The sequence below is a fragment of the Streptomyces sp. NPDC107654 genome (assembly GCF_055639035.1).
Genome location: NZ_JBVKBI010000029.1, coordinates 18,280 through 43,504, shown reverse-complemented (window position 1 = coordinate 43,504; position 25,225 = coordinate 18,280). Strand labels below are relative to the sequence as shown.

Sequence of the window (25,225 nt, the reverse complement as noted above, 5' to 3'; positions counted from 1 at the left end):
GATCTAGCGTGGTCGCTATGCCCGATTCGCCGCACGGAGAACACGGCCGCCCCCCGACCCGCGCGGAACGCTGGACGGCGTTCCGGGAGTCCCCCTTCCTGCCCGCCGCCGTCCTTCTGGTCATCCTCGCCGCCGCGGCCGGCCTCTTCGCCGGGTCCTACACCTACGCCATGGCCAACCCGGCCCCGCACAGCATCCCGGCGGCGGTGACCGGCGCCCACGACCAGCCGGCGGCCCGGCGGTTCATCGACGGCATGGAACGGGTCCTGCACGCCTCCGTGAAGCTGCGCCCGTACGACGACCGGCGGGACGCGGTGCGGGCGGTGGACGAGCAGCGGGTGTTCGCGGTGCTCGACGCGCCCGCCGGCGGCCGGGCGGTCACCCTGGAGGTGTCCGGGGCGTCCGGGGCGACCGTCGCCCAGCTGCTCGCCGAGGCGGGGGTGAAGGCCGGCAGGACCACCGGCACCACCGTGACGGTCCACGACCTCAAGCCGCTGCAGAAAGGCGACCCCAGAGGCCTGGCGATCTTCTACATCTCCCTCGCCGCCGTGATCGTCGGTTTCGTCGGCGCCATCCAGCTCAGCGTGCACGCGTCGGCGCTGAACCCCCTGGAGCGGATCGCCTTCACCGTGGCCTACGCCGTGCTCGGGGGGTTCACCATCGCCGCGGTGGTGGACTGGCTGCTGGGCGCGCTGCGGCTGCCGTTCATGGAGTCGTGGGCGATCCTCGCCTTCACCATGTTCACCACGGGCATGGTCTTCACGATGTTCAACACCCTGGTCGGGCGCTGGGCGATGCTGCCGACCTGGGGACTGATGGTGCTGCTGGGCAACCCGTCGTCCGGTGGTGCCGTCTCCTGGCCGCTGCTGCCGTCGCCGCTCGGCACGATCGGCCGCTGGCTGCCGCCCGGCGCCTCGGTGAACGCCCAGCACACCGCGGTGTACTTCCGCGGCCACCAGCACGCCTTCCCGTTCCTGGTGCTGGCCGGCTGGGCGGTCGTGTCCTGCGCCGTCTTCCTGATCTGGCGTCACCGGCATCCCGGCGGCAGACCGACCGGCGCGGCGCACGCGGCCTAGGGCCGGCGGGGGCCGCGGTCAAGGGGTGCGCTGGGCGGGAGGGGCCGGCGGGGCGGCCGGTTCGGAGTGCCTGCGGGACGGGCCGTCCCCCAGCGCGGTCGACCGCGCGGTGTCGGTGACGGCCTTGATGCCCGGATGGGCCGTGGTCATGCTGCTGACGGCGGTGAACGCGGCGGTGAGGATGCCGACGATCACCGCCTTGCCGCCGTCGAGCCGCCACACGCCGAAGATCGCGACCGCGGCGGCCGCGAGAGTGCTGATGACGACCGCGAGCAGCCCGTACCGGGCCCGGTCCTTCTCCAGCCCGGTGTCCCAGGTCTCCCCCGCCCCCAGCGCACCACGCGCGGCCGGCCTGAACATGGCGCCGGCCGGGCGTGGTGCCACGGCGTCACCGCACGTCGACGTAGTCCTCCGCGCCGTCGCCCACGAAGTGCTTGCCGTCGGGGTACAGGAAGACGGGCACCCACGTGCCGTCCTGCCGGGCCGTGAAACCCTTGCTGAAGGACCCGCTGCTCTTGGTGGTGACCGTGGACATCAGGTACCAGCTCTTGGTGCCCTTGGGCCGGAAGAGGATCTGGACCTTCTCGCCGCCGTACGCCTTCCAGGTGCCGGAGCCGACCGCGCGCTCCTGGAGCACGCCCTTGACGGTGATGGTCCGGCCCTTGGTCACCGGCTCGGGGGAGGCGTTGGCGTCCTTGATCCGGGTGAGGGCACGGTTGCGGCGCAGGCCGGTGCTGGTGCTGCCCTTGATGTCCTTGGTGGTGGAACCGGCGTACCGGAGCCGCCAGTAGCCGTCCGTGTAGCCGGGCACCTTGTCGGCGGTGAACTGGGAGCCGAAGCCGACCTTCACGGTCTTCTGCGTGGTCCAGTCCGTCTTGCCGTTCGGCGAGTACTGGATGTCGACGCTCGCCTGGTCGCTGACGTCACGGCCGATCAGGTCGAGCGTGCCGGTGACCGTCAGCTGCCCGTACTTGTCCAGCGAGGCGGTGAAGGCGGAGAACTTCGTCGTCGCCGTGACCGCGGCGGTGACATCCGCCGTGCTGTGCCGGGCGAAGGGCGTGTACGACGTGAAGGCGATCTCGTAGACGCTCTTGCCGCCGTACGGGGCCCGCACGAAGGAGAAGCGACCGTTCGCGTCGGTCGTGGTGCCGACCGGGCTGCAGGTGCTGCACTCCTTGTAGTCCATCTCCAGCGGGATGCCGGGGAGCGGCTTCCACTCCTCGCCGAACTGGTACTGGAGCGTGCCGGTGACCTTGATCTTCTCGCCGTTGGTGACGTGGAAGCTGCTCTGGTCGAGGACCATCCGGGTCGGCGCGGCCTTCGCCCGGACGTCGACCCAGGAGCTCGCGGCGTACCCGAGACCGCCGTTGTAGTCGGCGAAGACCCAGCCGTCCTGGGCCAGCCGGTGCGGGACGGCGAAGTGGCCGGCCGCGTCGGTGACGGCGGTCGCCTTCCCGCTGCCCCCGTCGAACGTGAGGCCCACGGAGGCACCGGGCAGCGGCTCGGTCTCCCGGGTGCTGGGGTCGCGGACGACCATGTCACCGGCGGCCGTGATCGTCTGGTGCTCGATGTCCGGCTCGGCCGGCGTGACGGCGAAGCCGCTGAAGACGGGCTGCTTCCGGTAGTGCAGCGTGCCCGCGTCCTGCCGGACGGTGGTCTCGCCGGAGCCGTCCGTGGCCTCGATGTCGACGGTGTAGTCGCCGAGGGTGTCCAGGTGGATCGGCTGGGACGCCCAGACGGCGTCCCATGAGCTGGACTCGTACCGCTTCGTGAAGTCGGTGATCGTCGCCACCGGCGTGTCGGTCCCGCTGCTCCCGACCGGGCGGAGCGTGGCGACGAGCTTGCCGACCTCGCCGCTGAAGTTGAGGCGCACGTCGAGGACCGACCAGTCGGCCTGGTCGCTGTAGGCGCTCTGCACAGTGGGTCCCGCGGCATGGGCGGTGCCGGGTAGGGCGAGCGAGGCGACCAGTACGGCGCATGCCGTCACCAACCCTCTGGAGATCTGTCTCAAGTACCCCCCTCAGGGTCTTCCAGGAGTCTTCCAGGACGACGAGAACCCCCACCTCCTCTTGAGCGGAAGCGGGGGTTCTCGCCAAAGTGGCCTGATCGTACTGGCCGAGGGTGGTCCGGACCAGAGCTGGGCGGCCCTTGCCCGTGCCCGGTCCGTCCCTGCCCTGTCGTCCACCTCCGCCCTGCCTCATGGCGGCCGTGCTCCGTCTCCGGCGGCCGTGCCCCTCCCCCTGACGGCCGGTCCTTAGGGGATGAGGGCGTCGATCTCCTCCGGCGACCAGTGGTCCGTCGCGCCGGGGCAGGCCGCGACGTAGGCGGAGATCGCTTCCCTGTCCCATGCCCCGGCCGAGAGCAGGCCCGTGGCGAGGAAGCGGACGTAGGCGGCGGAGGGGGCGACCCACGGCACGTCGTTCATGCCCCACGGCGCGGTGAAGGTCAGCACCGGCAGGCCGTCGATCCGGCCCGGGCAGACGAGCGTCTCGTAGCGGCCCTCGCCCAGGACGGCGCGCCCCCGGCTGAGGACGTCGGCCAGGTCCAGGTCCCTGCCCGGCGTCCGGTACATCTCCTGGGCGGCGATGTCGGCGAACTGGTCGGTGGTCACCAGGTGCGCCCTGGCCAGCACGCGCCCGTTCACCTCCGGGTCGTAGAAGGCGCGTCCACCTCCCCAGACGCGGGACTCGGTGGCGAAGTACATCGCGCCGGTCAGCTCCACGGGGATCGACCGGACCGGCATGGCCGGGTTGCGGCAGCCCGGGTACGCGATGGCCGCGCCGGGCGGGCAGCCGCCCTGGAGGTAGGCGGCGAGCCGGTCCAGGTGGATGTTGGAGCCGTAGGAGGTGTACCAGACCCGCTCGGGGTGCCCGTCGAGCGGCAGAGTCGGGTCGATGCTCGGTAAGGCCTTCACCTGGGGCTGCTCCGTCGGCGTACCGGGGACGTGTCGGGGGCGGGGCGGGGGCAGGGCGCGTATGAAAGAGGCCCTCTCCACGATCGTGGAGAGGGCCTCTGCCCTGGTCAGGGCGGCTGTGGCTGGGGCCGGGGTCGAACCGGCGACCTTCCGCTTTTCAGGCGGACGCTCGTACCAACTGAGCTACCCAGCCACGGTGTTTCACGTGAAACACCAGCGGTCCTGACGGGATTTGAACCCGCGGCCTCCACCTTGACAGGGTGGCGAGCACTCCAAACTGCTCCACAGGACCAAGCGTGTGTGCAACAGTGTCGCACACGGTATTGCGTGCCCCCAACGGGATTCGAACCCGTGCTACCGCCTTGAAAGGGCGGCGTCCTAGGCCGCTAGACGATGAGGGCTATCGGCCCGCCTGGGCGCTTCTCAGCGCGTCGGGGACGTGAGAAGCATATGGGATGGCGAGGGGTATCGCCAAAACGGTTTACGGCGAGGTCGCGGGAGGGGACGGCGAGCCGGGGGGAGGAGTCGGCGAAGGGGAGTGCGAGGCCCCGGTGCCACCGGGCCGGTTCTCGTCCGCCAGATGGCGGCTGACCTCGGCCGTCGTCAGCCCCAGGCCCCCGAGCTGGATCGCGTCCCAGGCCTGCAGCCGGCGGCTGTCCCGGTCGAAGTAGAGGATCGAGGCCTCGATCGGCGCGGGGTACTTGCGCTCGACCGCGCGCAGCCCGCTGCCGCCGGTCGACCCCTCCATGCGCAGCCGGGTGCCGTACGGCAGCAGCTCGGTCCCCTCGTGGTGCAGGTGCCCGCAGAGCACCAGCGGCACGGTGCCGTCGGTCTCCCGGGCGGCGGACGGCTCGTGCGCGACCGCCACGTCCACCGGGGTGCCGGCCGTCCGCTGGTCGCGCAGGGCGCTGGCCAGCCGGTCGCCCGCCAGCCGCTCGGCCGCGTCACCGCCGGTCGCCACCGAGCGGTCGGGGGTGAACTGCGGATCACCCGTGCCCGCGAACCGCAGCCCGGCCACCGTCTCCGCCCGGCCCTCGTCCAGGACGTGCACGTTCCTCATGCGTTCCAGGTAGCGCTGGGTGGTCCGCGAGTCGTGGTTGCCGCGCACCCAGACGTACGGCACCCCCAGGTCCCGGACCGGATCCAGGAAGCCGTTCTCCGCCGCCGTGCCGTGGTCCATCGTGTCGCCGGAGTCGACGACCACGTCCACCTTGTACTGGTCCACCAGCGAGCCGATGATCTTCCAGCTCGCCGGGTTGAGGTGGATGTCCGACACGTGCAGGACCCGGATGGTGGAGGGGTCCGGCCGGTAGGCGGGCAGGGTGGACGTGACGTCGTAGAGCTTCGTCACGTTCGTCACCAGGCGCGCCAACTCGTTCTGGTAGACGTCGAATTCGGTGACGATGCTGCGCGCGTTGCCCACCACCGACGGTGCCGAGCTGAGCAGCCCGGAGAACCTCGGCTCCAGGACCGACTTCGGGTTCCAGGTGGCGTACGCCGACGCACCCGACGCGGCCAGCAGGGCCAGGGCCAGTCCGCCGGCCACGAGGGCCCGGCGCGGGCGGCGGTAGACGGCGAGACCGAGGGCGGTGGCCCCGGAGACCACGGCGACACAGGAGCGCACGGCCAGGTCCAGCGTGCCGTGCTCGACGTCCCGGGCGACCTCGTCCTGCAGCCCCGAGATCCGCTCGGGATGGTCGACCAGGGCCTGGGAGCGCTCCGGGTCGAGCTGGTCGACGTTGACGTCCAGGCGGACCGGTGCCACATGGCTGTCCAGGCTGAGCGCGCCCAGCGGGGAGATGTTGATCTTCGTGCCGCCGGTGAGGGAGGGGCGCAGCGCCATCGTCGTGTCCATCGGGCCGACGGGGGCCCGGACGTTGCCGACGATCAGCAGGCCCAGCCAGGCGCCCGCCAGGACGACCGCGGTGAGGCCGAGGGCGCGCAGCCACGGCCGGGGGCGGGCGGCCGGTTCGAGGGCGGGGAGCGGGCGGGTGCGGTGCGGTGTTCGGTTCGGCATGGGGTTCAGGGCTGCGAGGGGGACGCGGGCCATTGCAGCCGTATGCCCAAGTGCCGTGGTGGATATGCGGCACCGTTACCGGACAATGGCCGTGTGCTGGAGATGACGCGCGAGGAGTTCGAGGAACTGGTCGCCGAGGCGCTGGACCGGATCCCGCCGGAGCTGACGCGGCTCATGGACAACGTGGCCGTGTTCGTGGAGGACGAGCCGCCCGCCGACGACCCCGAGCTGCTCGGGCTCTACGAGGGGACGCCGCTCACCGACCGGGGCGAGTGGTACGCCGGTGTCCTGCCGGACCGGATCACCATCTACCGCGGGCCCACGCTCAGGATGTGCGAGAGCCGCGAGGACGTCGTCGCGGAGACGGAGGTGACCGTGGTGCACGAGGTCGCCCACCACTTCGGCATCGACGACGCCCGGCTGCACGCGCTCGGGTACAGGTGAGGGGCGGTTGGTGGAGTGCCGGGGGCCGCGATCGGCGGAGGCCTGCGGGGTGTGACCGCGGGCGGTGCGGGCGCGTGATCGTGACCGGGTGTGCGGTTGTGGCGGGAAGGGCGTGACGGCCGCCGGGTGCGCGGCTGCGGCGGGGGAGCGGGTGCCGGGGCGGGGGTGTGCGGCTGTGGCCGGGGGAGCGTGCGGTCGTGGGTGAGCGTGCGGCTGGTGCCGGGAGCGCGTGACCGCGTGGCCGGGCGCTGATGCGCGCCGGGCGCGTGTCCTCCTGCGGGCGGCGGGAGTTGGGGAGGTGGACCCCTTTCCTTGTCCCCGGAGGTGGCCACCGTGCGCCCCTTGTACGTACCCGTCCGTCTCGCCGCCGCGGCCCTGGCCGTCACCGCCGCCGCCGGCTGCGTGAACGTGGGCGACGACGCGGGCCCGGCCCGGCCCTCCCACTCGGCGGACGGACGGCACGGCGGTGCCGCACCCGACGGCGGCCCGGGAGGCGGCGGGGGCGGGCTCCTGCCCGGCGGCCCGGCGGGGGACGGCAAGCACGGGCACGGCGGCAAGGCGAAGCACGGTGAGCCGGCCTCGGCCTCGGTCACGCCGTCCGGCGCGGGCAGCACGTCGGCACCGCCGGCGAAACCCGGTGAGCCAGGCAGGCCCGGCAGGACGCCCGGCCCCGGCGACCCGGCGCCGACCAACGCCCCGCCGACCCCGCCGGTGACCTCCGCCCCGCCCGAGCCCCCCGAGCCCACCCCGCCTCCGGCGACCTCGGAGCCACCGTCGGCCGAACCGTCCTCGTCGGCCCACGAGGAGACGCAACCGCAGCTCGTCCAGCGGGAGCCGGCGCCCCGGGCCGGGGTGCCGGTCTAGCGCGTGACCAGCGTCTCCCTGGGCCGGTTTGCCTTCAGGGGTGAGGGGTGCGTATGGTGGTAGATCGTTTGATCCCATTTGCCCGGCGCCACCACAGAGCGCGCCGTGTGGCGCGTACTCTCCTTTGCCGTGGCGGACCGCATCGAGGCGGTCGTGAGCGAACCACGGAGTTGACGGGCGCGTGCCGAAGAGACTCCGGAAGGTTTCGCATTCGCATGTCCGTGTCCAGTACTGACCAGATCGTCGTGTCCGAGAACGAGATCGACAACCCGATCGAGAACACGATCGAGAACGAGATCGACAACGAACTCGTCGACGCGACGACCGAGGTCACCGAGGCCCCCGAGGCCGCTGACACCACCCCCCAGTCCCCCCAGATCACCTTCGCCGACCTCGGCCTCCCCGAGGGCATCGTGCGCAAGCTCGCGCAGAACGGCGTGACGACCCCCTTCCCGATCCAGGCCGCGACCATCCCGGACGCCCTGGCCGGCAAGGACATCCTCGGCCGTGGCCGCACCGGCTCCGGCAAGACCCTCTCCTTCGGCCTGCCGACCCTGGCCCAGCTGGCCGGCGGCCGGACGCAGAAGCACAAGCCCCGCGCGGTCATCCTCACCCCGACCCGCGAGCTGGCCATGCAGGTCGCCGACGCCCTCCAGCCGTACGGCGACGTCCTCGGCCTGAAGATGAAGGTCGTCTGCGGCGGCACCTCCATGGGCAACCAGATCTACGCCCTGGAGCGCGGCGTCGACATCCTCGTCGCCACCCCGGGCCGCCTGCGCGACATCATCAACCGCGGTGCCTGCTCCCTGGAGGACGTGCAGATCGCCGTCCTGGACGAGGCCGACCAGATGTCCGACCTGGGCTTCCTGCCCGAGGTCACCGAGCTGCTCGACCAGGTGCCGGCCGGCGGCCAGCGCATGCTCTTCTCCGCCACGATGGAGAACGAGATCAAGACCCTGGTCGACCGCTACCTGAACGAGCCCGTCCTGCACGAGGTGGACGCGGCCCAGGGCGCGGTGACGACCATGTCGCACCACATCCTCATCGTGAAGCCCAAGGACAAGGCGCCGGTCACCGCCGCGATCGCCTCCCGCAAGGGCCGCACGATCATCTTCGTCCGCACCCAGCTGGGCGCCGACCGCGTCGCCGAGCAGCTGCGCGAGGCCGGCGTGAAGGCCGACGCGCTGCACGGCGGCATGACCCAGGGCGCGCGTACCCGCACCCTGGCCGACTTCAAGGACGGTTACGTCAACGTCCTGGTCGCCACCGACGTCGCCGCCCGCGGCATCCACGTCGACGGCATCGACCTGGTCCTGAACGTGGACCCGGCCGGCGACCACAAGGACTACCTGCACCGCGCCGGCCGTACCGCCCGTGCGGGCCGTACCGGCACGGTCGTCTCGCTGTCCCTCCCGCACCAGCGGCGCCAGATCTTCCGCCTCATGGAGGACGCCGGCGTCGACGCGGCCCGCCACATCATCCAGGGCGGTGCCGCCTTCGACCCGGAGGTCGCCGAGATCACCGGCGCCCGCTCGATGACCGAGGTCCAGGCCGAGTCGGCCGGCAACGCCGCCCAGCAGGCCGAGCGCGAGGTCGCCCAGCTCACCAAGCAGCTGGAGCGCGCCCAGCGGCGCGCGACGGAGCTGCGCGAGGAGGCCGACCGTCTGGTGGCCCGGGTCGCCCGCGAGCGCGGCGAGGACCCGGAGACCGCGGTGGCCGAGGCCCAGGCGACGGCGGCGGAGCAGCTCGCCGTGGCGGAGGAGCCGGCGCAGCGCGAGACCGAGCGCGAGGAGCGTCCGGCGGCGTCCGCGCCGTACGAGCGCCGTGAGCGTCGTCCGTTCGACCGTGACCGCAACGACCGTGGTGGCCGTTCCTTCGAGCGCCGCGAGGACCGGGGCGGCTTCGACCGTCGCGACGACCGTGGTGACCGGGGCGAGCGTCGTCCGTTCGACCGTGACCGCAACGACCGTGGTGGCCGTTCCTTCGAGCGCCGTGACGACCGGGGCGGCTTCGAGCGCCGTGACGACCGTGGTGACCGGGGTGAGCGTCGTCCGTTCGACCGTGACCGCAACGACCGTGGTGGCCGTTCCTTCGAGCGCCGTGACGACCGGGGCGGCTTCGACCGCCGCGACGACCGTGGTGGCCGTGGCTTCGAGCGTCGCGACGACCGTGGTGACCGGGGCGACCGGGGCGAGCGTCGTCCGTTCGACCGTGACCGCAACGACCGTGGTGGCCGTTCCTTCGAGCGCCGTGACGACCGGGGCGGCTTCCGCCGGGACGAGCGCGGTGGGCACCGGGGCAGCGACCGTCCGTTCAACCGCGACCGCCGCGACGACCGCCCGGGCTTCCGCTCCGGCGGCCACGAGCGCCCCTACGGCCGCCGTGACGACCACCGCGGCAACGGCTCCTTCGGCCGCCGCGAGGACAAGCCGCGCTGGAAGCGCAACGGCTGACGCCGAGTGACCTGACAAGGGCCCGTACGACTCCGGTCGTACGGGCCCTTTTCGGTCATGAGGTGACGCATATCACACCCCTGGTGGGGGAATTGCTGGGGTCATGACAGATGACGCGAGAGCCGATGGCCCCTCGGACGAGGAACGGCTGGCCCAGCTCGGCTACACCCAGGTCCTCGCCCGCCGGATGTCGGCGTTCTCGAACTACGCCGTCTCCTTCACGATCATCTCGGTGCTCTCCGGCTGCCTGACCCTCTACCTCTTCGGCATGACCACCGGCGGCCCCGCGGTGATCACCTGGGGCTGGGTCGCGGTCGGCCTGATGACCCTGTTCGTGGGCCTGTCGATGGCCGAGATCTGCTCGGCGTACCCGACCTCGGCCGGCCTGTACTTCTGGGCCCACCGCCTGGCGCCCGCACGCTCGGCAGCCGCCTGGGCGTGGTTCACGGGCTGGTTCAACGTGCTGGGCCAGGTGGCGGTGACCGCGGGCATCGACTTCGGCGCGGCCTCCTTCCTGGGCGCCTGGCTGAACCTCCAGTTCGGCTTCGGGGTGACCCCCGGCCGCACGGTGCTGCTCTTCGCGGCGATCCTCCTCCTGCACGGCCTGCTGAACACCTTCGGCGTCCGGATCGTCGCCTTCCTGAACGGCGTGAGCGTGTGGTGGCACGTCCTCGGGGTCGCGGTGATCGTCGGCGCGCTCGCGCTGGTCCCCGACCACCACCGGTCGGCGTCCTTCGTCTTCACGCACTTCGTCAACGAGACCGGCTGGGGCAGCGGCCCGTACGTCGTCCTCCTGGGCCTGCTGATGGCCCAGTACACCTTCACCGGCTACGACGCCTCGGCCCACATGACCGAGGAGACCCGCGACGCGGCCACGGCGGGCCCGAAGGGCATCGTCCGCTCCATCTGGACGTCCTGGATCGCCGGCTTCGTCCTGCTCCTCGGCTTCACCTTCGCCATCCAGTCGTACGACCGCGAACTCGCCTCCCCCACCGGCGCGCCGCCCGCCCAGATCCTCCTGGACGCGCTCGGCGCCACGACCGGCAAGCTCCTCCTCCTGGTGGTGATCGGCGCCCAGCTCTTCTGCGGCATGGCCTCCGTCACCGCCAACAGCCGCATGATCTACGCCTTTTCCCGGGACGGCGCGCTGCCCTTCTCCCGCGTCTGGCACACGGTCAGCCCGCGCACCCGGACCCCGGTGGCGGCGGTCTGGCTGGCCGCGCTCGGCGCGCTCGCCCTGGGGCTGCCGTACCTGATCAACTCGACGGCCTACGCGGCGGTGACGTCCATCGCGGTCATCGGCCTCTACATCGCCTACGTCATCCCGACCTTCCTCCGCGTCCGCAAGGGCGGCGCGTTCACCCCCGGTCCCTGGCACCTGGGCCGCTGGTCGCGCCCCGTCGGAGTGGTCTCGGTGATCTGGGTGCTCGCGATCACCGTCCTCTTCATGCTCCCCCAGGTCTCCCCGGTCACCTGGAAGACCTTCAACTACGCCCCGGTCGCCGTCCTGGTCGTCCTCGGCTCCGCCGCGGCCTGGTGGCTCGCCTCGGCCCGCCACTGGTTCCTCACCGGCCGCCCCGCCCCCGCCCGCGCCCCGGCCGAAAAGTGACCCTCCCCCCTGCTCCCGCCACTCCCGACATGGCCGCGTCGCCGATACCCGATCGGCGACGCGGCCTCGTCCGGCTATGCTCGGACACGCAACATCGCACGGGCCGTTAGCTCAATTGGCAGAGCAGGGGACTTTTAATCCCTTGGTTGTGGGTTCGAGTCCCACACGGCCTACCTTGAGGACCCCAGGTCAGGGCTGGACCGACCTGGGGTCCGCCGCTGTCACGATCCGCTCCACCGCCGCCGTCACCAGCGCGTCCCGCTCCGCCTCCGTGAGGACCTCCGGAAGGGTGAGCTGTTCGACGATGAGCCAGTTCAGGGCGAGGTAGAGCAGTTTGACGGCGGTGGCGTCGCCGGGGAGGCCGCTGGACTCGTGGTAGGCGAGGTTCGCTTCGAGGTCGGCGCGGACGCGTTCGGTGAGGACCGCGCGGAGCCGCGGGCGGCGGGTGGCTTCCAGGCGGAGTTCCAGCAGGGCGAGGTAGCCGGTGCGGAAGGAGGCCACGCGGCCGACCAGTTCGCGCATCAGCAGCGCGTAGGTCTCCCGGTCGCGGGCGGCGGTCCGGTGGCGTTCGACGGTGGCCTCGTCGGGCTGGAGCCGCTCGTAGACGCGGGCGCCGGCCTGGGTGAGCAGGTCGTCCCGGCTGGAGAAGTAGTTGGACGCCGTGCCGGTGGGTACGCCGGCCTCGGCGTCCACCGCCCGGAAGGTCAGCCCTCGTGCGCCCTCCCGGGCCAGCACCTCGATCGCCGCGTCGACGAGTGCCGCGCGCCGCTGGTCGTTCCGTCTCACCATGGGTCTCGGCTCCGGGTGGGGTGGGATCCGCTCATCACTCCGGACAGAGTACTACGCACGCAGTGATTTCAAGGGCTCCAGGAGTGTTCAGGGGCTTCCAGGAGCGTTCAGGTGCTTCAGGAGTGCGCCGCGTACGCCCGCAGGAACGCGCCCACCCCGGCCCGCAGCAGGCGGTCCGTCTCCGGTTCCGGCAGGGGCAGGACGCCGTAGTGGGTCGCCTGGACGATCCGGTGCGAGATCAGGGCCGTGAAGTGTCCCGCCGCCAGGCTGGCGTCGCCGTGCAAGTCCAGCAGACCGGCGTCCTCCAGGCGGGCCATCGCCTCGGTGAGGGCGCGGCCGACCGGTTCCGGTCCGGCCTCGTGCCAGGCGCGGAGGACCTCCGGCGGTACGTGGTCGGCCTCCGCGTGGATGTGCCGGACCAGGGCGAAGTGGTTGGCGTAGTCGGACATGAGCCCGTTGAAGGCGCGGGCCAGGGAGACCAGGTCGCGTTCCAGTTCGTCGGGGTGCGGCGGGCGCTCGGGGTGCAGTACGGCGTGCAGCCGCGCCAGTTGGGCGTCCCGGACCTCGCTGGACGTCCAGGTCACGACCGTCTGGAAGAGCTGGGCCTTGCCGCCGGGGAAGTGGTTGTAGAGCGTGCGCGTGGAGACGTCGGCGGCGGCGGCGAGCGCGTCGACCGAGGCGCGGGCGTACCCCTCGCGGCCGAAGACCGTGCAGGCCGCGCCCGCGATGGCCATCTGCTTCTGCAGCTTGCGCGGTGACACCTCGCGCCGCGCCTGCTCCAGCCGGGACTCGTTCGTCTGGCCCACGCCTGCCGCCTCCTTCGTGACGAGCCCACTCTATCCGACCTACAACGCTCGTTGTAATTTTTACAACGAGCGTTGTACCTTGCTGCTCGAAGAGTCCGAAGACCGTCCGGCGGCCTCGCCGACGCGTCCTTTTCCACAAGGGGGACAGCCATGTCCGTCACGACGTCCGGCACCACTTCCCGCACCACTTCAGTCACCGATCCCGGCGCCCCCGTCGCCGAGGACCGCCCGCTCCGCGTCGCCGTCGTCCTCGGCAGCGTCCGCGAGGGGCGCCTCGGCCGGGCCGTCACCGACTGGTTCCTGACCACCGCCGCCGCCGTCGACCCGGACCTCGACCTCGACGTCGTCGACCTCGCCGAGGTGGACCTGCCGCTGGTGATGCCCGCCTGGGGCGGCGCGCCGCGCCCCGAGGCGGTCGCCGCGCTGATGGAGGTCTCGCCGCGGCTCGCCGCCGCCGACGCGTTCGTCGTCGTCACGCCCGAGTACAACCACAGCTTCCCGGCGGCCCTGAAGAACCTCATCGACTGGCACCACCCGGAGTGGCAGGCCAAGCCGGTCGGCTTCGTGTCGTACGGCGGTCTCGGCGGCGGGCTGCGCGCCGTCGAGCAGCTCCGGCTGGTCTTCGCCGAACTGCACGCCGTGACCGTGCGCGACTCGGTCAGCCTGCACGGCCCCTGGTCCGGGCTCGGCGAGGACGGCGTCCCGCGCGACGCCGAGGTCAGCGCCGGCGCCGCCAAGGGCATGCTCGGCCAGCTCGCCTGGTGGGGCCGGGCACTGCGGGACGCGCGGGCCGAGCGCCCGTACGCCGGCTGAGCGCGGGGTGGGGGAGATGCGTACGACCGAACCCGCCGTGGCACCGGCCCGCCCGGTGCCGGGCCCGTCCACGGCCCTGAACCGCACCCTGGCCGTCACCGTCATCGGCTCCGTCATGGCGGTGCTGGACATGACGATCGTCAACGTCGCGCTGCGCCGGCTCGCGCAGTCCTTCGACGCCCCGCTGCAGACCATCCAGTGGACCGCCACCGCGTACACGCTCGCACTGGCCGCCGTGGTCCCGACCGCCGCCTGGGCCATCGCCCGGATCGGCGCCAAGCGCACCTACCTGACCGCGCTCACGCTCTTCACCCTCGGTTCGCTGCTCGCAGCGTGCGCCTGGGACGCGGGCAGCCTCATCGCCTTCCGGGCGGTGCAGGGGCTCGGCGGCGGACTGCTCCAGCCGGTCGGCATGACCATGGTGATGGGCGCCGCCGACCGCAGCCGGCTCGGCCGGGCGATGGCCGTCGGGGGACTGCCCATCCTGGTCGGGCCGGTCGCCGGCCCGGTGCTCGGCGGCTGGCTGCTCGACGCGGCCTCCTGGCAGTGGATCTTCCTGGTGAACCTGCCGGTCGGCGCCCTGGCCCTCGCCCTGGCGCTCCGGCTGCTCCCGGCGGACGCGCCGTCGGCGGAGCCCGGCCGGACCGCTCCCCGCCTCGACCTGCCCGGTCTGCTGACGCTCTCTCCCGGCCTCGCCCTTCTCCTGTACGGCCTGGCCCGGGGCGGCGAGCGCGGCGACTTCAGCGCGCCCGGCGCCCTCGTGCCGGCGCTCGTCGGCGTGGCCCTCGTGGCGGCCTTCGTCCGGCGGGCCCTCACCGCCTCCGCACCGCTGCTGGACCTGCGGCTGCTGCGCGACCGCTCCTTCGCCGCCGGCGCCGGCACGCTCGCCCTGTTCACCTGCGGCTACTTCGGCTCGACGCTGCTCGGCCCGCTGTACTGGCAGCAGGAGCGGGGCCTGAGCGCCACGACGGCCGGGCTGCTGGGCGCGCCGGTGGGTCTCGTCGTCGGTACGACGATGCAGGTCGCGGCGCGGAAAGTCGACCGGGTGGCCCCGCGCCGGCTGATCCCGGCCGGCATCGTGGTGGCCGCCCTCGGGATGGCGCTGACGGCCTGGCAGTCGGGGGTGCCGGGCGTCGAGCCCTGGCGCATGGTGGTGTCGGCCATGGTGATGGGCGCCGGCGCCGGCATGGTGCTGATGCCCACGATCACCACCGCGAGCCGCGCCCTCCCCGGGGAGCGCCTGGCCGCGGCGAGCACCGCCCTGAGCATCACGTCCCAACTGGGCGCCGCGATCGGCACGGCCGGCCTCTCCCTGATCCTCTCGTCGGCACCCCCCGGCCCCCCGGCCTTTCGCACGTCGTTCGCGGCGGCAGCCACCCTCCTGATCCTCTCCGCGCTCCCCGCCCTCCTCCTCCCCACCCGCCCCCGGCAGTGAGTGGCAGATGCGTTCCCCATGCCCGAGGTGAACCCGGAGGTCAGAGGGGAGGACATCCGGACGGTGCGGAACGGATCCGCCACTCCCCGCCGGATGGGGCGCCTCAGCCGACGACCGGTTCCGGGAGGGGGAGGGTGTGGTGGGTCCGGAGGGCCTTCGCCCGGAGGTAGTGGACGTTGTGGGCCGTGGTGAAGACGCCGGTCGGTACGCGGTCCCGGACCGCGATGCCCAGTGAGCGCAGCTGCCCGGCCTTGTCGGGGTTGTTGGACAGCAGGTCCAGCTCGGTGACGCCGAGGGCGGTGAGCATCTGCGCGGCGGCCGTGTAGTCGCGGGCGTCCTCCGGGAGGCCGAGGGCGGCGTTCGCCTCGTACGTGTCGAGGCCCTGGTCCTGGAGGGCGTAGGCGTCGAGCTTGTTGTAGAGGCCGATGCCCCGGCCCTCCTGGCGGAGGTAGAGCAGGACGCCGCCGTGGCCGGCGATGCGCTCGACCGCCTCGCGCAGCTGGGGGCCGCAGTCGCAGCGGGCCGAGCCGAAGACGTCACCGGTGAGGCACTCGGAGTGCAGCCGGACCAGCGGGACGGGGCCGGGGTCGCCGAGGACGAGGGCGAGGTGCTCCCGGCCGTCGGTGAGGCCGTGGAAGGTGACGAGGTCCGCGTCGGCGCCGTAGCCGTCGGCGAAGCGCAGCGGTACCCGGACGCGGGCGCGCGGGGTGGCTGCGGGGAAGTCGGGCATGCGGGTCCCTCCGGGAGCAGTGCTTCAGATTTGAAGCAGCGGTCGAGCGGACCCTACCTCTGCTTAAAAGTTAAAGCAATTAGGCCGGGGTCCCCGGGCGGGCGGTGCTTCAGGAGGCCGGGGGCGGCGAGGGCGGGCAGGGCGAGCGGCGTCGCCAGGGCACGTCGTCGGTGCCGGCCTCGGTCTCCCCGCCCTGCAGTCCCCGCAGGATCCCCGTGCAGATCTCCTCCAGCTGCCCCACCTGCTCCTCGGTCAGCCGGTCGAACAGCAGGGAGCGGACCGTCTCGACGTGCCCGGGTGCCGTACGCTCCAGTACGGCCGTCCCCTCGTCCGTCAGCACCGCGAGCGAGCTGCGCTTGTCCCGGCGGCAGTCCTCCCGGCGCACGAGGCCGTCCCGCTCCAGCCGGGTGACCACGTACGTCAGCCGGCTGCGCGTGATCTTCAGCGTCTCCGCGAGGTCGGTCATGCGCAGCCGGTGCTCGGGCGCGTCGGAGAGGTTGGCCAGCACCGAGTAGAACAGGTGCGGCATGCCGCCCTCCTGCTGGAGCTGCCGGTCGATCGCGTCCTCCAGGAGGCGGGAGGCGGCGATGTAGGCGCGCCAGGCGCGCTGCTCCTCGGGGGTGAGCCAGCGGGTCGTCATGCCGCCAGTGTAGGTTTGTTTAAAACTTGAACCAAGCCGTCCGCCTCCGGAAGAGAGGGCGCCGATGCCCCTGCCGTACGTGCTGCTGTCCGCCGCCGTCTCCCTCGACGGCTACCTGGACGACACCGGCCCCGAGCGGCTCCTGCTGTCCGGCCCGGCCGACTTCGACCGGGTCGACGCGGTACGGGCCTCCGTCGACGCCATCCTCGTCGGCGCCGGCACGATCCGCGCCGACAACCCCCGTCTGCTGGTCAACTCCGCCGAGCGGCGCGCGGCCCGGGTGGCGGAGGGCAGGCCGGAGTACCCGCTGAAGGTCACCGTCACGGCCACCGGCGACCTCGACCCGGGGGCCAACTTCTGGCACACCGGCGGGGAGAAACTCGTCTACAGCACCGACCGGGGCGCCGAGCGGGCAGCCCGCCTCCTGGGGCGCACCGCGGACGTCGTCCCGCTCGGCGCCGCCCTCGACTGGCGGGCCCTGCTGGAGCACCTGCACGACGAGCGCGGCGTCGGGCGCCTGATGGTCGAGGGCGGCGGCACGGTCCACACCCAGCTCCTCCGCCAGGGCCTCGCCGACGAGCTGCAGCTGGTGCTCGCCCCGCTGTTCGTCGGCGACCCGGCGGCCCCGCGCCTGTTCGGACCCGGCGGCTACCAGGCCGGACGCCTGCGCCTGCTCGACACCCGCCGGATCGAGGACGTCGTCCTCATGCGGTACGTGCCCACCGCCCCCGGCACCGGCCCGCTGTCCACCGCCGCCGACCGCCACTGGCTGCGCACCGCCTGCGAACTCGCCACGCTGTGCCCGCCCTCGCAGACGGCGTTCAGCGTCGGCGCGGTCGTGGTCGCCGCCGACGGTACGGAGCTGGCCCGCGGGTACTCGCGCGAAGGCGCCGATCCCGTGGCCCACGCGGAGGAGGCTGCCCTCGCCAAGATCGATCCGGCCGAGCCCCGGCTGTCCGGCGCCACCGTGTACAGCAGTCTGGAGCCGTGCGCCCGCCGTGCGTCGCGTCCGGCGCCGTGTGCCGAGCTGATCCTTCGGGCGGGGGTGCGCCGGGTGGTCACCGCCTGGCGCGAACCCGACACGTTCGTCGCCTCGGCCGACGGCACGGGCGTGCTGACCGCCGCAGGCGCGCAGGTCGTCGTACTCCTCGAGCTGGAGGATCTCGCCAAGGCGCCGAACGCCCACCTGCCGTGAACGCCCCGGCCGTCCGCCGCCGGCCGCGTCGCGGGCGCGGCGGGGGCGGAAACACCCAGGGCCCGGAATCCTTGGGATTCCGGGCCCTGGGCCTTCAGTAGCGGGGACAGGATTTGAACCTGCGACCTCTGGGTTATGAGCCCAGCGAGCTACCGAGCTGCTCCACCCCGCGTCGTTGTGACTCCAGTGTACGTCATTCTCGGGGCCGCTCGCACACCCCTTTGGTCCACAGCGGTAGCCGCCCGCTCCGGGGCCCGGAAACCTGGAGGCACGTCGGACATGTGGGAGACACGCGGTGCGCCCTGGACAGGTGGAGGAGAGCCCGTACGCCAGGGCGGGAGGCCGGTTCCCCGGTGACCCCGTGCCCGCCCCGGGCCTCGGCGCCGGGCCGGTGCCGGTACGGGCCCGGCGCCGTCCGAGCCCGCGTGCGCAGGCCCGCGCCCTGCCGGCCCTGCTGATCGTCTGCGGAATCGGCTACGGCCTGCTCACCCCGCAGCAGTTCACCCCCGTACCGTTCTTCACCGCGGCCCCGCTGATCGCCGCGCCCCTCTCCTCGCTGCGCACCACCGTGCTCACCGGCCTCGCCTCCCTCGCCGCCGCCTACGCCGTGCACGCCGACGCGGGGGTCCATCCGGCCGTGGGCACGCTCACCGACGTGGTCACCGTCGCCACCGTCGCCCTGCTGGCCGTCGCCATCAACCGGGTCGTCCGCCGCGGTGACCGGAAGCTCGCCTCGGCCCGGGAGATCGCCGAGGCCGCCCAGCGGGCCGTCCTGCCGGACCCCGACCCCCGGATCGGCGGCTTCGAGATCGCCGCCCGGTACGAGGCGGCACGGCAGGACGCGTTCATCGGCGGCGACCTGTACGCGGTGCAGGACACCCCGTACGGCGTCCGGCTGGTCGTCGGGGACGTGCGCGGCAAGGGCATGGGCGCGGTCGCCGCCGTGGCCGTGGTGATCGGCGCGTTCCGGGAGGCGGCCGAGCAGGAGGCCACGCTGGAGGAGGTGGCCGAGCGGCTGGAGCGGGCACTGGCCCGTGAGGGCACCCGGCGCGACGGGATCGACGCCTTCGAGGGGTTCACCACGGCGGTCCTCGCCGAACTCCCGCACGGCGACGGTGTCGTACGGATCGTCAACCGCGGCCACCCGCCGCCGCTGCTGCTGCACGCCGACGGCACCCTGCGCGTCCTGACCCCGGGCGAGCCCGCGCTGCCGCTCGGCATGGCCGGGCTGGGCCGGTGGCCGGACCGGGCCGCCGAGGCCGCCTTCCCCGGCGGCGCCACCCTGCTCCTGTACACCGACGGCCTGTCCGAGGCCCGGGACGCCCACGGCCGCTTCTACGACCCCGAACGGCGGCTCGCCGGGCGCGCCTTCCCCGGCCCGGCCGCGCTGCTCGAACGGCTCGCGGCCGAGGTGCGCCGGCACTCCGGCGGCGGCATGACCGACGACATGGCGCTGCTCGCCGTGCGGCGTCCCCCACGGGACGTCACCGACGGTGAGTGCGCGAGCGCCGTACGCATAACATCTGAGTCACCATCAAAACCTGAAGTGACTCCTGAACACTGCTGAAGGCCGGTCAACTCGCCGGGTTTGGCGGAGTAATGGGTGATACATCCGCCGGTAAAGACCTTAATGATCAAGTCGAACGGCTTGGAAAGTGACTGTCGGGTCTATTAACGTTCGATAACGCAGCGCGGTCGTCCCAGCCGTCACAAGAGGCGGCTCCGTGCGCACGCGCCGAATCCCGCAAGGGAGCCGGGGAACCACCATTCTGGGGTGAATCACGCGGGTACCGCCGTGAACTCATGGAGTCCACGACCGGTATACGCGCGTAGGAGACCTTCCTGCTCCGAACCCGTCAGCTAACCCGGTAGGCGGAGGAAGGAAAGGAGCACGCCCGCGTGGCGTCCAACCGGCCTGTCCCCGAAGCCCCGTTCATACCGGCACAGCGCGACGACGAGACGTTCGGCCACGTCGCCCGCCGCGCCGAAGAGGGCCCGTGGGAGGAGTGGAACCCCACCGCGGAATCCGTCGCCCCGGTCCGCGGCCGGCACCGCGTCGCCAAGCAGCGCGGCGGCTTCGCGCGCAGCTCCACCGTCCTCGGCGTCGGCGTCATCGCCGCGGTCGGCGCGGGCGGCATGGCCAGCGCCAACACCGGTAAGCCACCGGTCTCCCTCTCCCTGCCCGACATGCCCTCCGTCGGTTCCCTCTTCGACGACGGCTCCGCCGACACCCAGGCCGCCGAGGCCGGCACCACCGCGCTGAGCAGCGTCGGCGTGACCACAGCCGACGGCGAGGACAGCACCGACGCGGGCGAGGCCCTGCGCAACCGGATCATGGCCCAGGCCGAGCAGCAGCAGGGCCAGGCCGAGAGCAAGGCCACCGCCGTCGCCCTCGCCACCGCCGAGAAGCAGGCCGCCGACGCCGCCGCCAAGGCCGAGAAGCAGGCCGCCGCCAAGGCCGCCGAGGCCAAGGAGGAGGCGGAGGCCGCCGCCGCGAAGAAGGCCGAGAAGGAGCGGCTGGCCAAGCTGGCCGAGCAGTACACGCTGCCGACCTCCTCGTACACGATCACCTCGACCTTCGGCCAGGCCGGGTCGATGTGGTCCTCCGGCCACCACACCGGCCTCGACTTCGCCGCCCCCACCGGCACCCTGATCAAGGCCGTCCACAGCGGCACGGTCACCGAGGCGGGCTGGGCCGGCGCCTACGGCTACCGCACGATCCTCACCCTCGACGACGGCACCGAGCTGTGGTTCTGCCACCAGTCCTCGATCAGCGTCACGGCCGGCCAGAAGGTCTCCACCGGCGAGGTCATCGGCCGCGTCGGCGCCACCGGCAACGTCACCGGCCCGCACCTGCACCTGGAGGTCCACCCCGGCGGCCAGCCCACCGGCATCGACCCGATGGCGTGGCTGCACGGCAAGGGCCTCACCCCCTGAGCGATCCCCTCCGCCGAAATCCGGCGCCGGTGGCGGAATGCGATCATCCGCCGCCGGCGTTGACATGACGTATGACGTCACTACGTAAACTCGGCACTTCCGACCTCGAGGTCTTCCCGCTCTCCCTGGGCGGCAACGTCTTCGGCTGGACCGCCGACGAGGAGACCTCCTTCGCCGTCCTGGACGCCTACAGGGCGGCCGGCGGCAACTTCATCGACACCGCCGACGCCTACTCCGCCTGGATCGAGGGCAACCAGGGCGGCGAGTCCGAGACGATCATCGGCAAGTGGGTCAAGGCCCGCGGCAACCGCTCCGACGTCGTGATCGCCACCAAGGTCAGCCAGCACCCCGAGTACCAAGGACTGTCCGCCGCCAACATCAAGGCCGCCGCCGACGCCTCCCTGCGCCGCCTGGGCACCGACTACATCGACCTCTACTACACCCACTTCGACCAGCCCGAGGTGCCGGTCGAGGAGATCATCGGCGCGCTGGACGAGCTGGTGAAGGCCGGCAAGGTCCGGCACATCGCCGCCTCCAACATCGGCGCCGAGCGCCTGAAGGCCTCCCTCGACTTCTCCGACCGCGAGGGCCTCGCCCGCTACGTCGCCCTCCAGCCCCACTACAACCTGGTCTCCCGCGACACCTACGAGGGCCCGCTGCAGGACCTCGCGGCCCGGGAGGGCCTCGCCGCGGTCCCGTACTTCGCCCTCGCCGCGGGCTTCCTCACCGGCAAGTACCGGCCCGGCACGACCGTGGACAGTGCCCGCGCCGGCCGGGCCCGGGAGTACGCCGGCTCCGAGCGCGGCCAGAAGGTCCTGGCGGCCCTGGACGAGGTCGCCGCGGCCCACGAGGCCCCGGTCGCCACGGTCGCCCTGGCCTGGCTCGCCGCCCAGCCGACGGTCACCGCCCCCATCGCCTCGGCGCGCACGGTGGAACAGCTTCCGGCGCTGCTCGGGGTGGCCGGGCTGAAGCTGACGGAGGCCGAGGTGGCGAAGCTGACGGAGGCGTCGGCGTAGGTCCGGAGGCTACGACCGGTAGGGGTTGTACGCGGGGTACGGAGCCGCTGGATGGCCGTACCCGTACCCGTATCCGTATCCGTACGTGTAAGGCGCCGGCCCCGCGTACACCGGCCGTACCGGCACCGCCGCGCGCGCCGCGTACTCCAGCGCCGGCCGGGCCAGGTGCCGGCGCTTCCACAGCTCGTCCAGCAGCTCCCGCTCCCGGACCACGAAGTCGGCGCCGGACCTCCCCGTGCGCCCCCGGTGCCGGAGGAACGCGAGCGAGGTGGCGTAGCCCTCGTACCGCGCGACCTCCCGCGCCGCCGGGCGCCCGTGGTGGTGCCGGGCGTAGTCGCGGGCCATCCGCCGCGCCCGCATCGACCCGAGCGCGAACGGCTCGGCCGGTCCCAGCCAGCCGGCCGGCACATAGGCCGACAGCTCCGCCCGCACGGTCCGCAGCTCCCGCTGCCGGGTCCGGATCGCGAGCCAGGTCAGCAGCGCGAAGGCGGGCACCATGAAGGCGCCGTAGACGGCGAAGAAGCCGTACTCGCCGAAGGTGGAGGAGCTGTTCCACAAGGCGTGCATGCCCATCGCGAGCAGCAGTCCGCAGACCGGCAGCAGGGCCCGCCGCACGTGCTGCCGCTCGACGGACAGCGCGGCGAAACCGAACCCGATGCCGGTGAGGACGGTGAAGAGGGGGTGCGCGAACGGGGACATCACGATGCGCACGAAGAAGGTGGCGGCGGTGACGGAGGCGATGCCGCGGTCGCCGGTGAGCTGGTCGGTCCCGAAGGCCGTACCGAGATAGAGGATGTTCTCGGTGAACGCGAACCCGGTGGCGGTGAGGCCCGCTATCACCACGCCGTCCACGATCCCGGTGAAGTCGCGCCGGCGGAAGAGGAAGACCAGCAGCACGGCGGCGGCCTTCGCGGACTCCTCCACGATCGGGGCTATCACGGTGGCGCCCAGCGTGTCGGCGCTCGCCGGGTCCGCGGTGGAGGTGGCTATCCACTTGGTCGCGAAGCTGTTGGCCACGATGGCCATGAGCGCCGCCGCACAGGCGCCCCAGGCGAAGGAGAAGACCAGGTTCCGCCAGGGGCCCGGCTCCACCCGGTCCAGCCACCGGAAGGCGGCTGTCAGCCAGGGCACGGGCAGCACGGCCAGGCCGAGCCCGACGAGGAAGCCCTCGGTGCCGGTCTGCCGCCGTACCAGGGCGAGGATGACCAGCCCGGACAGCGCCAGCAGGCTGCTCAGCGCCCCGTACCGCACCCACCGGCGCTGCCACCAGTGCGGGTGGCGGAGCACACCGTCGCCGGGGCTCGGGGGACGCGTCGGAAACGGGGGACTGGTGGCCACGGCATCGACCCTAACGGGGACGGTACGAGGGGCTGGGGCGGATCAGCGGTCCTGCTCGGCGGTCCTGTGCGGTACGCGCCGGAACAGCAGGTCGTTCACCACATGACCCTTGTCCAGTCCCTGCCCCTCGAAACGGGTCAGCGGACGGAACGCGGGGCGCGGGGAGAAGCCGCCGTCCGGCCGGGTGTTCTCGAAGTCGGGATGCGCGGTGAGCACGTCCAGCATCTGCTCGGCGTACGGCTCCCAGTCGGTCGCGCAGTGCAGGAGCGCGCCGGGCCTCAGCCGGGTCGCGGCGAGCGTCAGGAACGCGGGCTGGATGAGCCGCCGCTTGTGGTGCCGCTTCTTGGGCCAGGGGTCGGGGAAGTAGACGCGCAGCCCGTCCAGCGCGTCCGGGGCGAGCATCTCCCGGAGCAGGATGATCGCGTCGCCGTTGGCGACCCGGACGTTGGACAGACCGTTCCGCTCGGCGAGGCCGAGCAGGTTTCCCTGGCCGGGGGTGTGCACGTCGACGGCGAGGATGTTGGTGTCCGGGTCCCCCGCGGCCATCTGCGCGGTGGCCTCGCCCATCCCGAACCCGATCTCCAGCACCACGGGACGGTCGTTGCCGAACAGTTCGGCGAGGTCGATCACCCGCTGCCCGTCGATGTCCAGCCCCCACTTCGGCCACAGCCGCTGCAGCGCGTCGGCCTGCCCGGCCGTCACCCGGCTCCGGCGCGGCTGGAAGCTGCGGATCCGCCGCTCGAAGTGCGACCCGGCGGGATCCGCCTTGGGCCCGTCCGGAAAGCGCGGCTCTCCCTTGGCCCGGGAGTGCCGGACGGGGGCACCGGGGGTGTGGGGGGCCGCGGAGGCGGCTTCGGGGGCGTTGAGGAAGTCAGACACAGTACGACCGATTTTACGGCGCTCCCCGCGGGAACCCGGTCAGCCGAGGTCCCCCAGCATCTCCAGCACCCGCCGCCCGACCTCCCTCCCGATCGGCAGGGACGCCGTGGCCGCCGGGGACGGCGCGTTGAGGACGTGCACCGCCCGCGCCCCCTCTCTGATGAGGAAGTCGTCGACCAGCGTCCCGTCCCGCAGCACCGCCTGCGCCCGCACCCCGGCGGGGGCCGGCACCAGGTCCCCGGCCTCCACCCCGGGCAGCAGTCTGCGCACGGCCTCCAGGAACGCCCCCCTGGACACCGACCGCCGCAGCTCCCCGGCCCCGTACCGCCAGTGCCGCCGGGCGATCGCCCAGGACCCCGGCCACGCCAGCGTGCCGGCCAGCTCCCGGGGCCGTACGACCCCCCAGCCGTACCCCTCCCGGGCCAGCGCCGGCACCGCGTTGGGCCCGATGTGCACGCCGCCGTCGATCCCGCGGGTCAGATGCACCCCGAGGAACGGGAACGCGGGGTCCGGCACCGGATACACCAGCCCCCGCACCAGCTCCGGCCGCGCCAGCTCGTAGTACTCCCCGCGGAACGGCACGATCCGCACTCCGGGCTCGTCACCGGTCATCCGGGCGACCTCGTCGCAGTACAGCCCGGCGCAGTTCACCAGCACGCGCGCGCGGACGACGTCCCCGGCCGCGGTGAGCACGGCCACGCCCCGCTCCGGCCGCCGGTCCACCCGGACCACCCGGGCGCCGTACCGGATGTCCGCCCCGGAGGCCCGCGCCAGCTCCCGGGCGACGCCCACGAAGTCGCACACCCCGGTCGTCCCGACGTGTATCGCGGCGAGCCCGCGCACCTCCGGTTCGTACCCGGCGATCTGCGCGGACCCCAGCTCCCGCACCGGGATGCCGTTCTCCCGGCCGCGCTGCACGAGCGCGTGCAGCCGGGGCAGCTCCTCCCGCTCGGTGGCGACGATCAGCTTGCCGGTGACGGCGTGCGCGATGCCGTACTCGGCGCAGAACTTCACCATCTCGGCGGCGCCCCGCACCGCGTACCGCGCCTTGAGCGAGCCCGGGCGGTAGTAGATCCCGCTGTGGATGACCCCGCTGTTGCGCCCCGTCTGGTGCTGCGCGGGCCCGGCCTCCTTCTCCAGCAGCGTCACGCGCGTGCCGGGCGCGGCCCGCGTGATCGCATACGCCGTCGACAGCCCGACGATCCCCCCGCCGATCACGAGCACATCACAGTCGTACGCCCCGGCCCGCACCGAGCACCACCTCCACTCC

At 72.8% G+C, this 25,225-nt stretch carries 22 protein-coding genes, 5 tRNA genes and 1 riboswitch; of the genes, 12 read left to right on the top strand and 15 right to left on the bottom strand.

The features are described from left to right. The first annotated feature begins 17 nt into the window (after window positions 1–17). Window positions 18–1,076 carry an ABC-2 transporter permease gene (locus tag ACZ7N4_RS34015; protein WP_471366545.1) on the top strand — a complete coding sequence of 353 codons (1,059 nt, stop codon included), beginning with the start codon at window positions 18–20 and terminating at the stop codon, window positions 1,074–1,076. 18 nt (window positions 1,077–1,094) lie between these two features. Here the strand turns inward: ACZ7N4_RS34015 and ACZ7N4_RS34010 are convergent, their stop codons facing one another. The 7 genes from ACZ7N4_RS34010 to ACZ7N4_RS33980 form a co-directional block, all read right to left on the bottom strand. Next, the gene (locus ACZ7N4_RS34010; protein WP_471366542.1) at window positions 1,095–1,460 is read right to left on the bottom strand and encodes a hypothetical protein; all 366 of its coding nucleotides are present in this window, start codon (window positions 1,458–1,460) and stop codon (window positions 1,095–1,097) included. Window positions 1,461–1,464: 4 nt separating this feature from the next. Beyond that, a complete protein-coding gene (locus tag ACZ7N4_RS34005; protein ID WP_471366539.1) occupies window positions 1,465–3,087 on the bottom strand; it encodes a hypothetical protein in 1,623 nt (540 codons plus the stop codon). 243 nt (window positions 3,088–3,330) lie between these two features. Continuing rightward, on the bottom strand, window positions 3,331–3,990 hold the full coding sequence (locus tag ACZ7N4_RS34000; RefSeq protein WP_471366537.1) for a histone deacetylase: 660 nt from the start codon (window positions 3,988–3,990) through the stop codon (window positions 3,331–3,333). A gap of 119 nt (window positions 3,991–4,109) precedes the next feature. Then, a tRNA-Phe gene (locus ACZ7N4_RS33995) sits at window positions 4,110–4,183 on the bottom strand. Between the two features lie 24 nt (window positions 4,184–4,207). After that, a tRNA-Asp gene (locus ACZ7N4_RS33990) sits at window positions 4,208–4,282 on the bottom strand. Window positions 4,283–4,318: 36 nt separating this feature from the next. Continuing rightward, window positions 4,319–4,391: transfer RNA gene (locus tag ACZ7N4_RS33985), tRNA-Glu, on the bottom strand. 80 nt (window positions 4,392–4,471) lie between these two features. Then, complete coding sequence (locus tag ACZ7N4_RS33980) at window positions 4,472–6,040, bottom strand: metallophosphoesterase family protein (protein WP_471366532.1); 1,569 nt, start codon at window positions 6,038–6,040, stop codon at window positions 4,472–4,474. A 60-nt stretch (window positions 6,041–6,100) separates the two neighbouring features. Here ACZ7N4_RS33980 and ACZ7N4_RS33975 point away from each other — a divergent pair, with 60 nt between their 5' ends. From ACZ7N4_RS33975 to ACZ7N4_RS33955, 5 genes are all read left to right on the top strand, one after another. Continuing rightward, the gene (locus ACZ7N4_RS33975) at window positions 6,101–6,451 is read left to right on the top strand and encodes a metallopeptidase family protein (RefSeq protein ID WP_471366529.1); all 351 of its coding nucleotides are present in this window, start codon (window positions 6,101–6,103) and stop codon (window positions 6,449–6,451) included. A 333-nt stretch (window positions 6,452–6,784) separates the two neighbouring features. After that, window positions 6,785–7,315, top strand: a complete 531-nt coding sequence (locus ACZ7N4_RS33970) for a hypothetical protein (protein WP_471366526.1) — start codon at window positions 6,785–6,787, stop codon at window positions 7,313–7,315. 215 nt (window positions 7,316–7,530) lie between these two features. Continuing rightward, the gene (locus ACZ7N4_RS33965; RefSeq protein ID WP_471366524.1) at window positions 7,531–9,768 is read left to right on the top strand and encodes a DEAD/DEAH box helicase; all 2,238 of its coding nucleotides are present in this window, start codon (window positions 7,531–7,533) and stop codon (window positions 9,766–9,768) included. Between the two features lie 103 nt (window positions 9,769–9,871). After that, entirely contained in the window at window positions 9,872–11,377 is a 1,506-nt protein-coding gene (locus tag ACZ7N4_RS33960; protein WP_471366521.1) for an amino acid permease, read from the top strand. 100 nt (window positions 11,378–11,477) lie between these two features. Further along, window positions 11,478–11,550: transfer RNA gene (locus tag ACZ7N4_RS33955), tRNA-Lys, on the top strand. A gap of 16 nt (window positions 11,551–11,566) precedes the next feature. Here the strand turns inward: ACZ7N4_RS33955 and ACZ7N4_RS33950 are convergent. After that, the gene (locus ACZ7N4_RS33950) at window positions 11,567–12,166 is read right to left on the bottom strand and encodes a TetR/AcrR family transcriptional regulator (RefSeq protein ID WP_471366518.1); all 600 of its coding nucleotides are present in this window, start codon (window positions 12,164–12,166) and stop codon (window positions 11,567–11,569) included. A gap of 116 nt (window positions 12,167–12,282) precedes the next feature. Then, window positions 12,283–12,972 carry a TetR/AcrR family transcriptional regulator C-terminal domain-containing protein gene (locus ACZ7N4_RS33945; protein ID WP_471366515.1) on the bottom strand — a complete coding sequence of 230 codons (690 nt, stop codon included), beginning with the start codon at window positions 12,970–12,972 and terminating at the stop codon, window positions 12,283–12,285. Between the two features lie 150 nt (window positions 12,973–13,122). On the opposite strand from ACZ7N4_RS33945, the gene ACZ7N4_RS33940 reads away from it, so the two are divergent. Both ACZ7N4_RS33940 and ACZ7N4_RS33935 read left to right on the top strand, forming a co-directional pair. Beyond that, entirely contained in the window at window positions 13,123–13,785 is a 663-nt protein-coding gene (locus tag ACZ7N4_RS33940) for an NADPH-dependent FMN reductase (RefSeq protein ID WP_471366512.1), read from the top strand. A gap of 16 nt (window positions 13,786–13,801) precedes the next feature. Further along, window positions 13,802–15,220, top strand: a complete 1,419-nt coding sequence (locus ACZ7N4_RS33935) for a DHA2 family efflux MFS transporter permease subunit (protein WP_471366509.1) — start codon at window positions 13,802–13,804, stop codon at window positions 15,218–15,220. A 103-nt stretch (window positions 15,221–15,323) separates the two neighbouring features. Here ACZ7N4_RS33935 and ACZ7N4_RS33930 read toward each other — a convergent pair whose 3' ends face one another. Next, window positions 15,324–15,950: a GTP cyclohydrolase II gene (locus ACZ7N4_RS33930; RefSeq protein WP_471366507.1), complete on the bottom strand. Its 627-nt coding sequence runs from the start codon at window positions 15,948–15,950 to the stop codon at window positions 15,324–15,326. Window positions 15,951–16,059: 109 nt separating this feature from the next. Further along, window positions 16,060–16,590, bottom strand: coding sequence for a MarR family winged helix-turn-helix transcriptional regulator (locus tag ACZ7N4_RS33925; RefSeq protein WP_471366503.1), 531 nt, complete (start codon window positions 16,588–16,590; stop codon window positions 16,060–16,062). 64 nt (window positions 16,591–16,654) lie between these two features. On the opposite strand from ACZ7N4_RS33925, the gene ACZ7N4_RS33920 reads away from it, so the two are divergent. After that, on the top strand, window positions 16,655–17,785 hold the full coding sequence (locus ACZ7N4_RS33920) for a dihydrofolate reductase family protein (protein WP_471366500.1): 1,131 nt from the start codon (window positions 16,655–16,657) through the stop codon (window positions 17,783–17,785). Window positions 17,786–17,883: 98 nt separating this feature from the next. Here ACZ7N4_RS33920 and ACZ7N4_RS33915 read toward each other — a convergent pair. After that, window positions 17,884–17,957 (bottom strand) — tRNA-Met (locus ACZ7N4_RS33915). A 123-nt stretch (window positions 17,958–18,080) separates the two neighbouring features. On the opposite strand from ACZ7N4_RS33915, the gene ACZ7N4_RS33910 reads away from it, so the two are divergent. The 3 genes from ACZ7N4_RS33910 (at window position 18,081) to ACZ7N4_RS33900 (ending at window position 21,738) form a co-directional block, all read left to right on the top strand. Next, window positions 18,081–19,352 (top strand): PP2C family protein-serine/threonine phosphatase, encoded by a 1,272-nt coding sequence (locus ACZ7N4_RS33910; RefSeq protein WP_471366498.1) that lies wholly within the window; start codon window positions 18,081–18,083, stop codon window positions 19,350–19,352. Between the two features lie 156 nt (window positions 19,353–19,508). Further along, window positions 19,509–19,675: riboswitch (cyclic di-AMP (ydaO/yuaA leader) on the top strand. Window positions 19,676–19,684: 9 nt separating this feature from the next. Then, window positions 19,685–20,722, top strand: coding sequence for a M23 family metallopeptidase (locus ACZ7N4_RS33905; RefSeq protein ID WP_471366495.1), 1,038 nt, complete (start codon window positions 19,685–19,687; stop codon window positions 20,720–20,722). 71 nt (window positions 20,723–20,793) lie between these two features. Then, entirely contained in the window at window positions 20,794–21,738 is a 945-nt protein-coding gene (locus tag ACZ7N4_RS33900; protein WP_471366492.1) for an aldo/keto reductase, read from the top strand. A gap of 9 nt (window positions 21,739–21,747) precedes the next feature. On the opposite strand, the gene ACZ7N4_RS33895 is transcribed toward ACZ7N4_RS33900, so the two are convergent. Genes ACZ7N4_RS33895 through lhgO form a run of 3 tightly spaced genes read right to left on the bottom strand, consistent with a single transcriptional unit; the run spans window position 21,748 to window position 25,206 of the window. Continuing rightward, a complete protein-coding gene (locus tag ACZ7N4_RS33895) occupies window positions 21,748–23,076 on the bottom strand; it encodes a PrsW family intramembrane metalloprotease (protein WP_471366489.1) in 1,329 nt (442 codons plus the stop codon). A gap of 42 nt (window positions 23,077–23,118) precedes the next feature. Then, window positions 23,119–23,955 carry a tRNA (guanosine(46)-N7)-methyltransferase TrmB gene (gene trmB, locus ACZ7N4_RS33890; protein ID WP_471366486.1) on the bottom strand — a complete coding sequence of 279 codons (837 nt, stop codon included), beginning with the start codon at window positions 23,953–23,955 and terminating at the stop codon, window positions 23,119–23,121. Window positions 23,956–23,994: 39 nt separating this feature from the next. After that, on the bottom strand, window positions 23,995–25,206 hold the full coding sequence (lhgO, locus tag ACZ7N4_RS33885) for an L-2-hydroxyglutarate oxidase (protein WP_471366483.1): 1,212 nt from the start codon (window positions 25,204–25,206) through the stop codon (window positions 23,995–23,997). Between the last annotated feature and the right edge of the window lie 19 nt (window positions 25,207–25,225).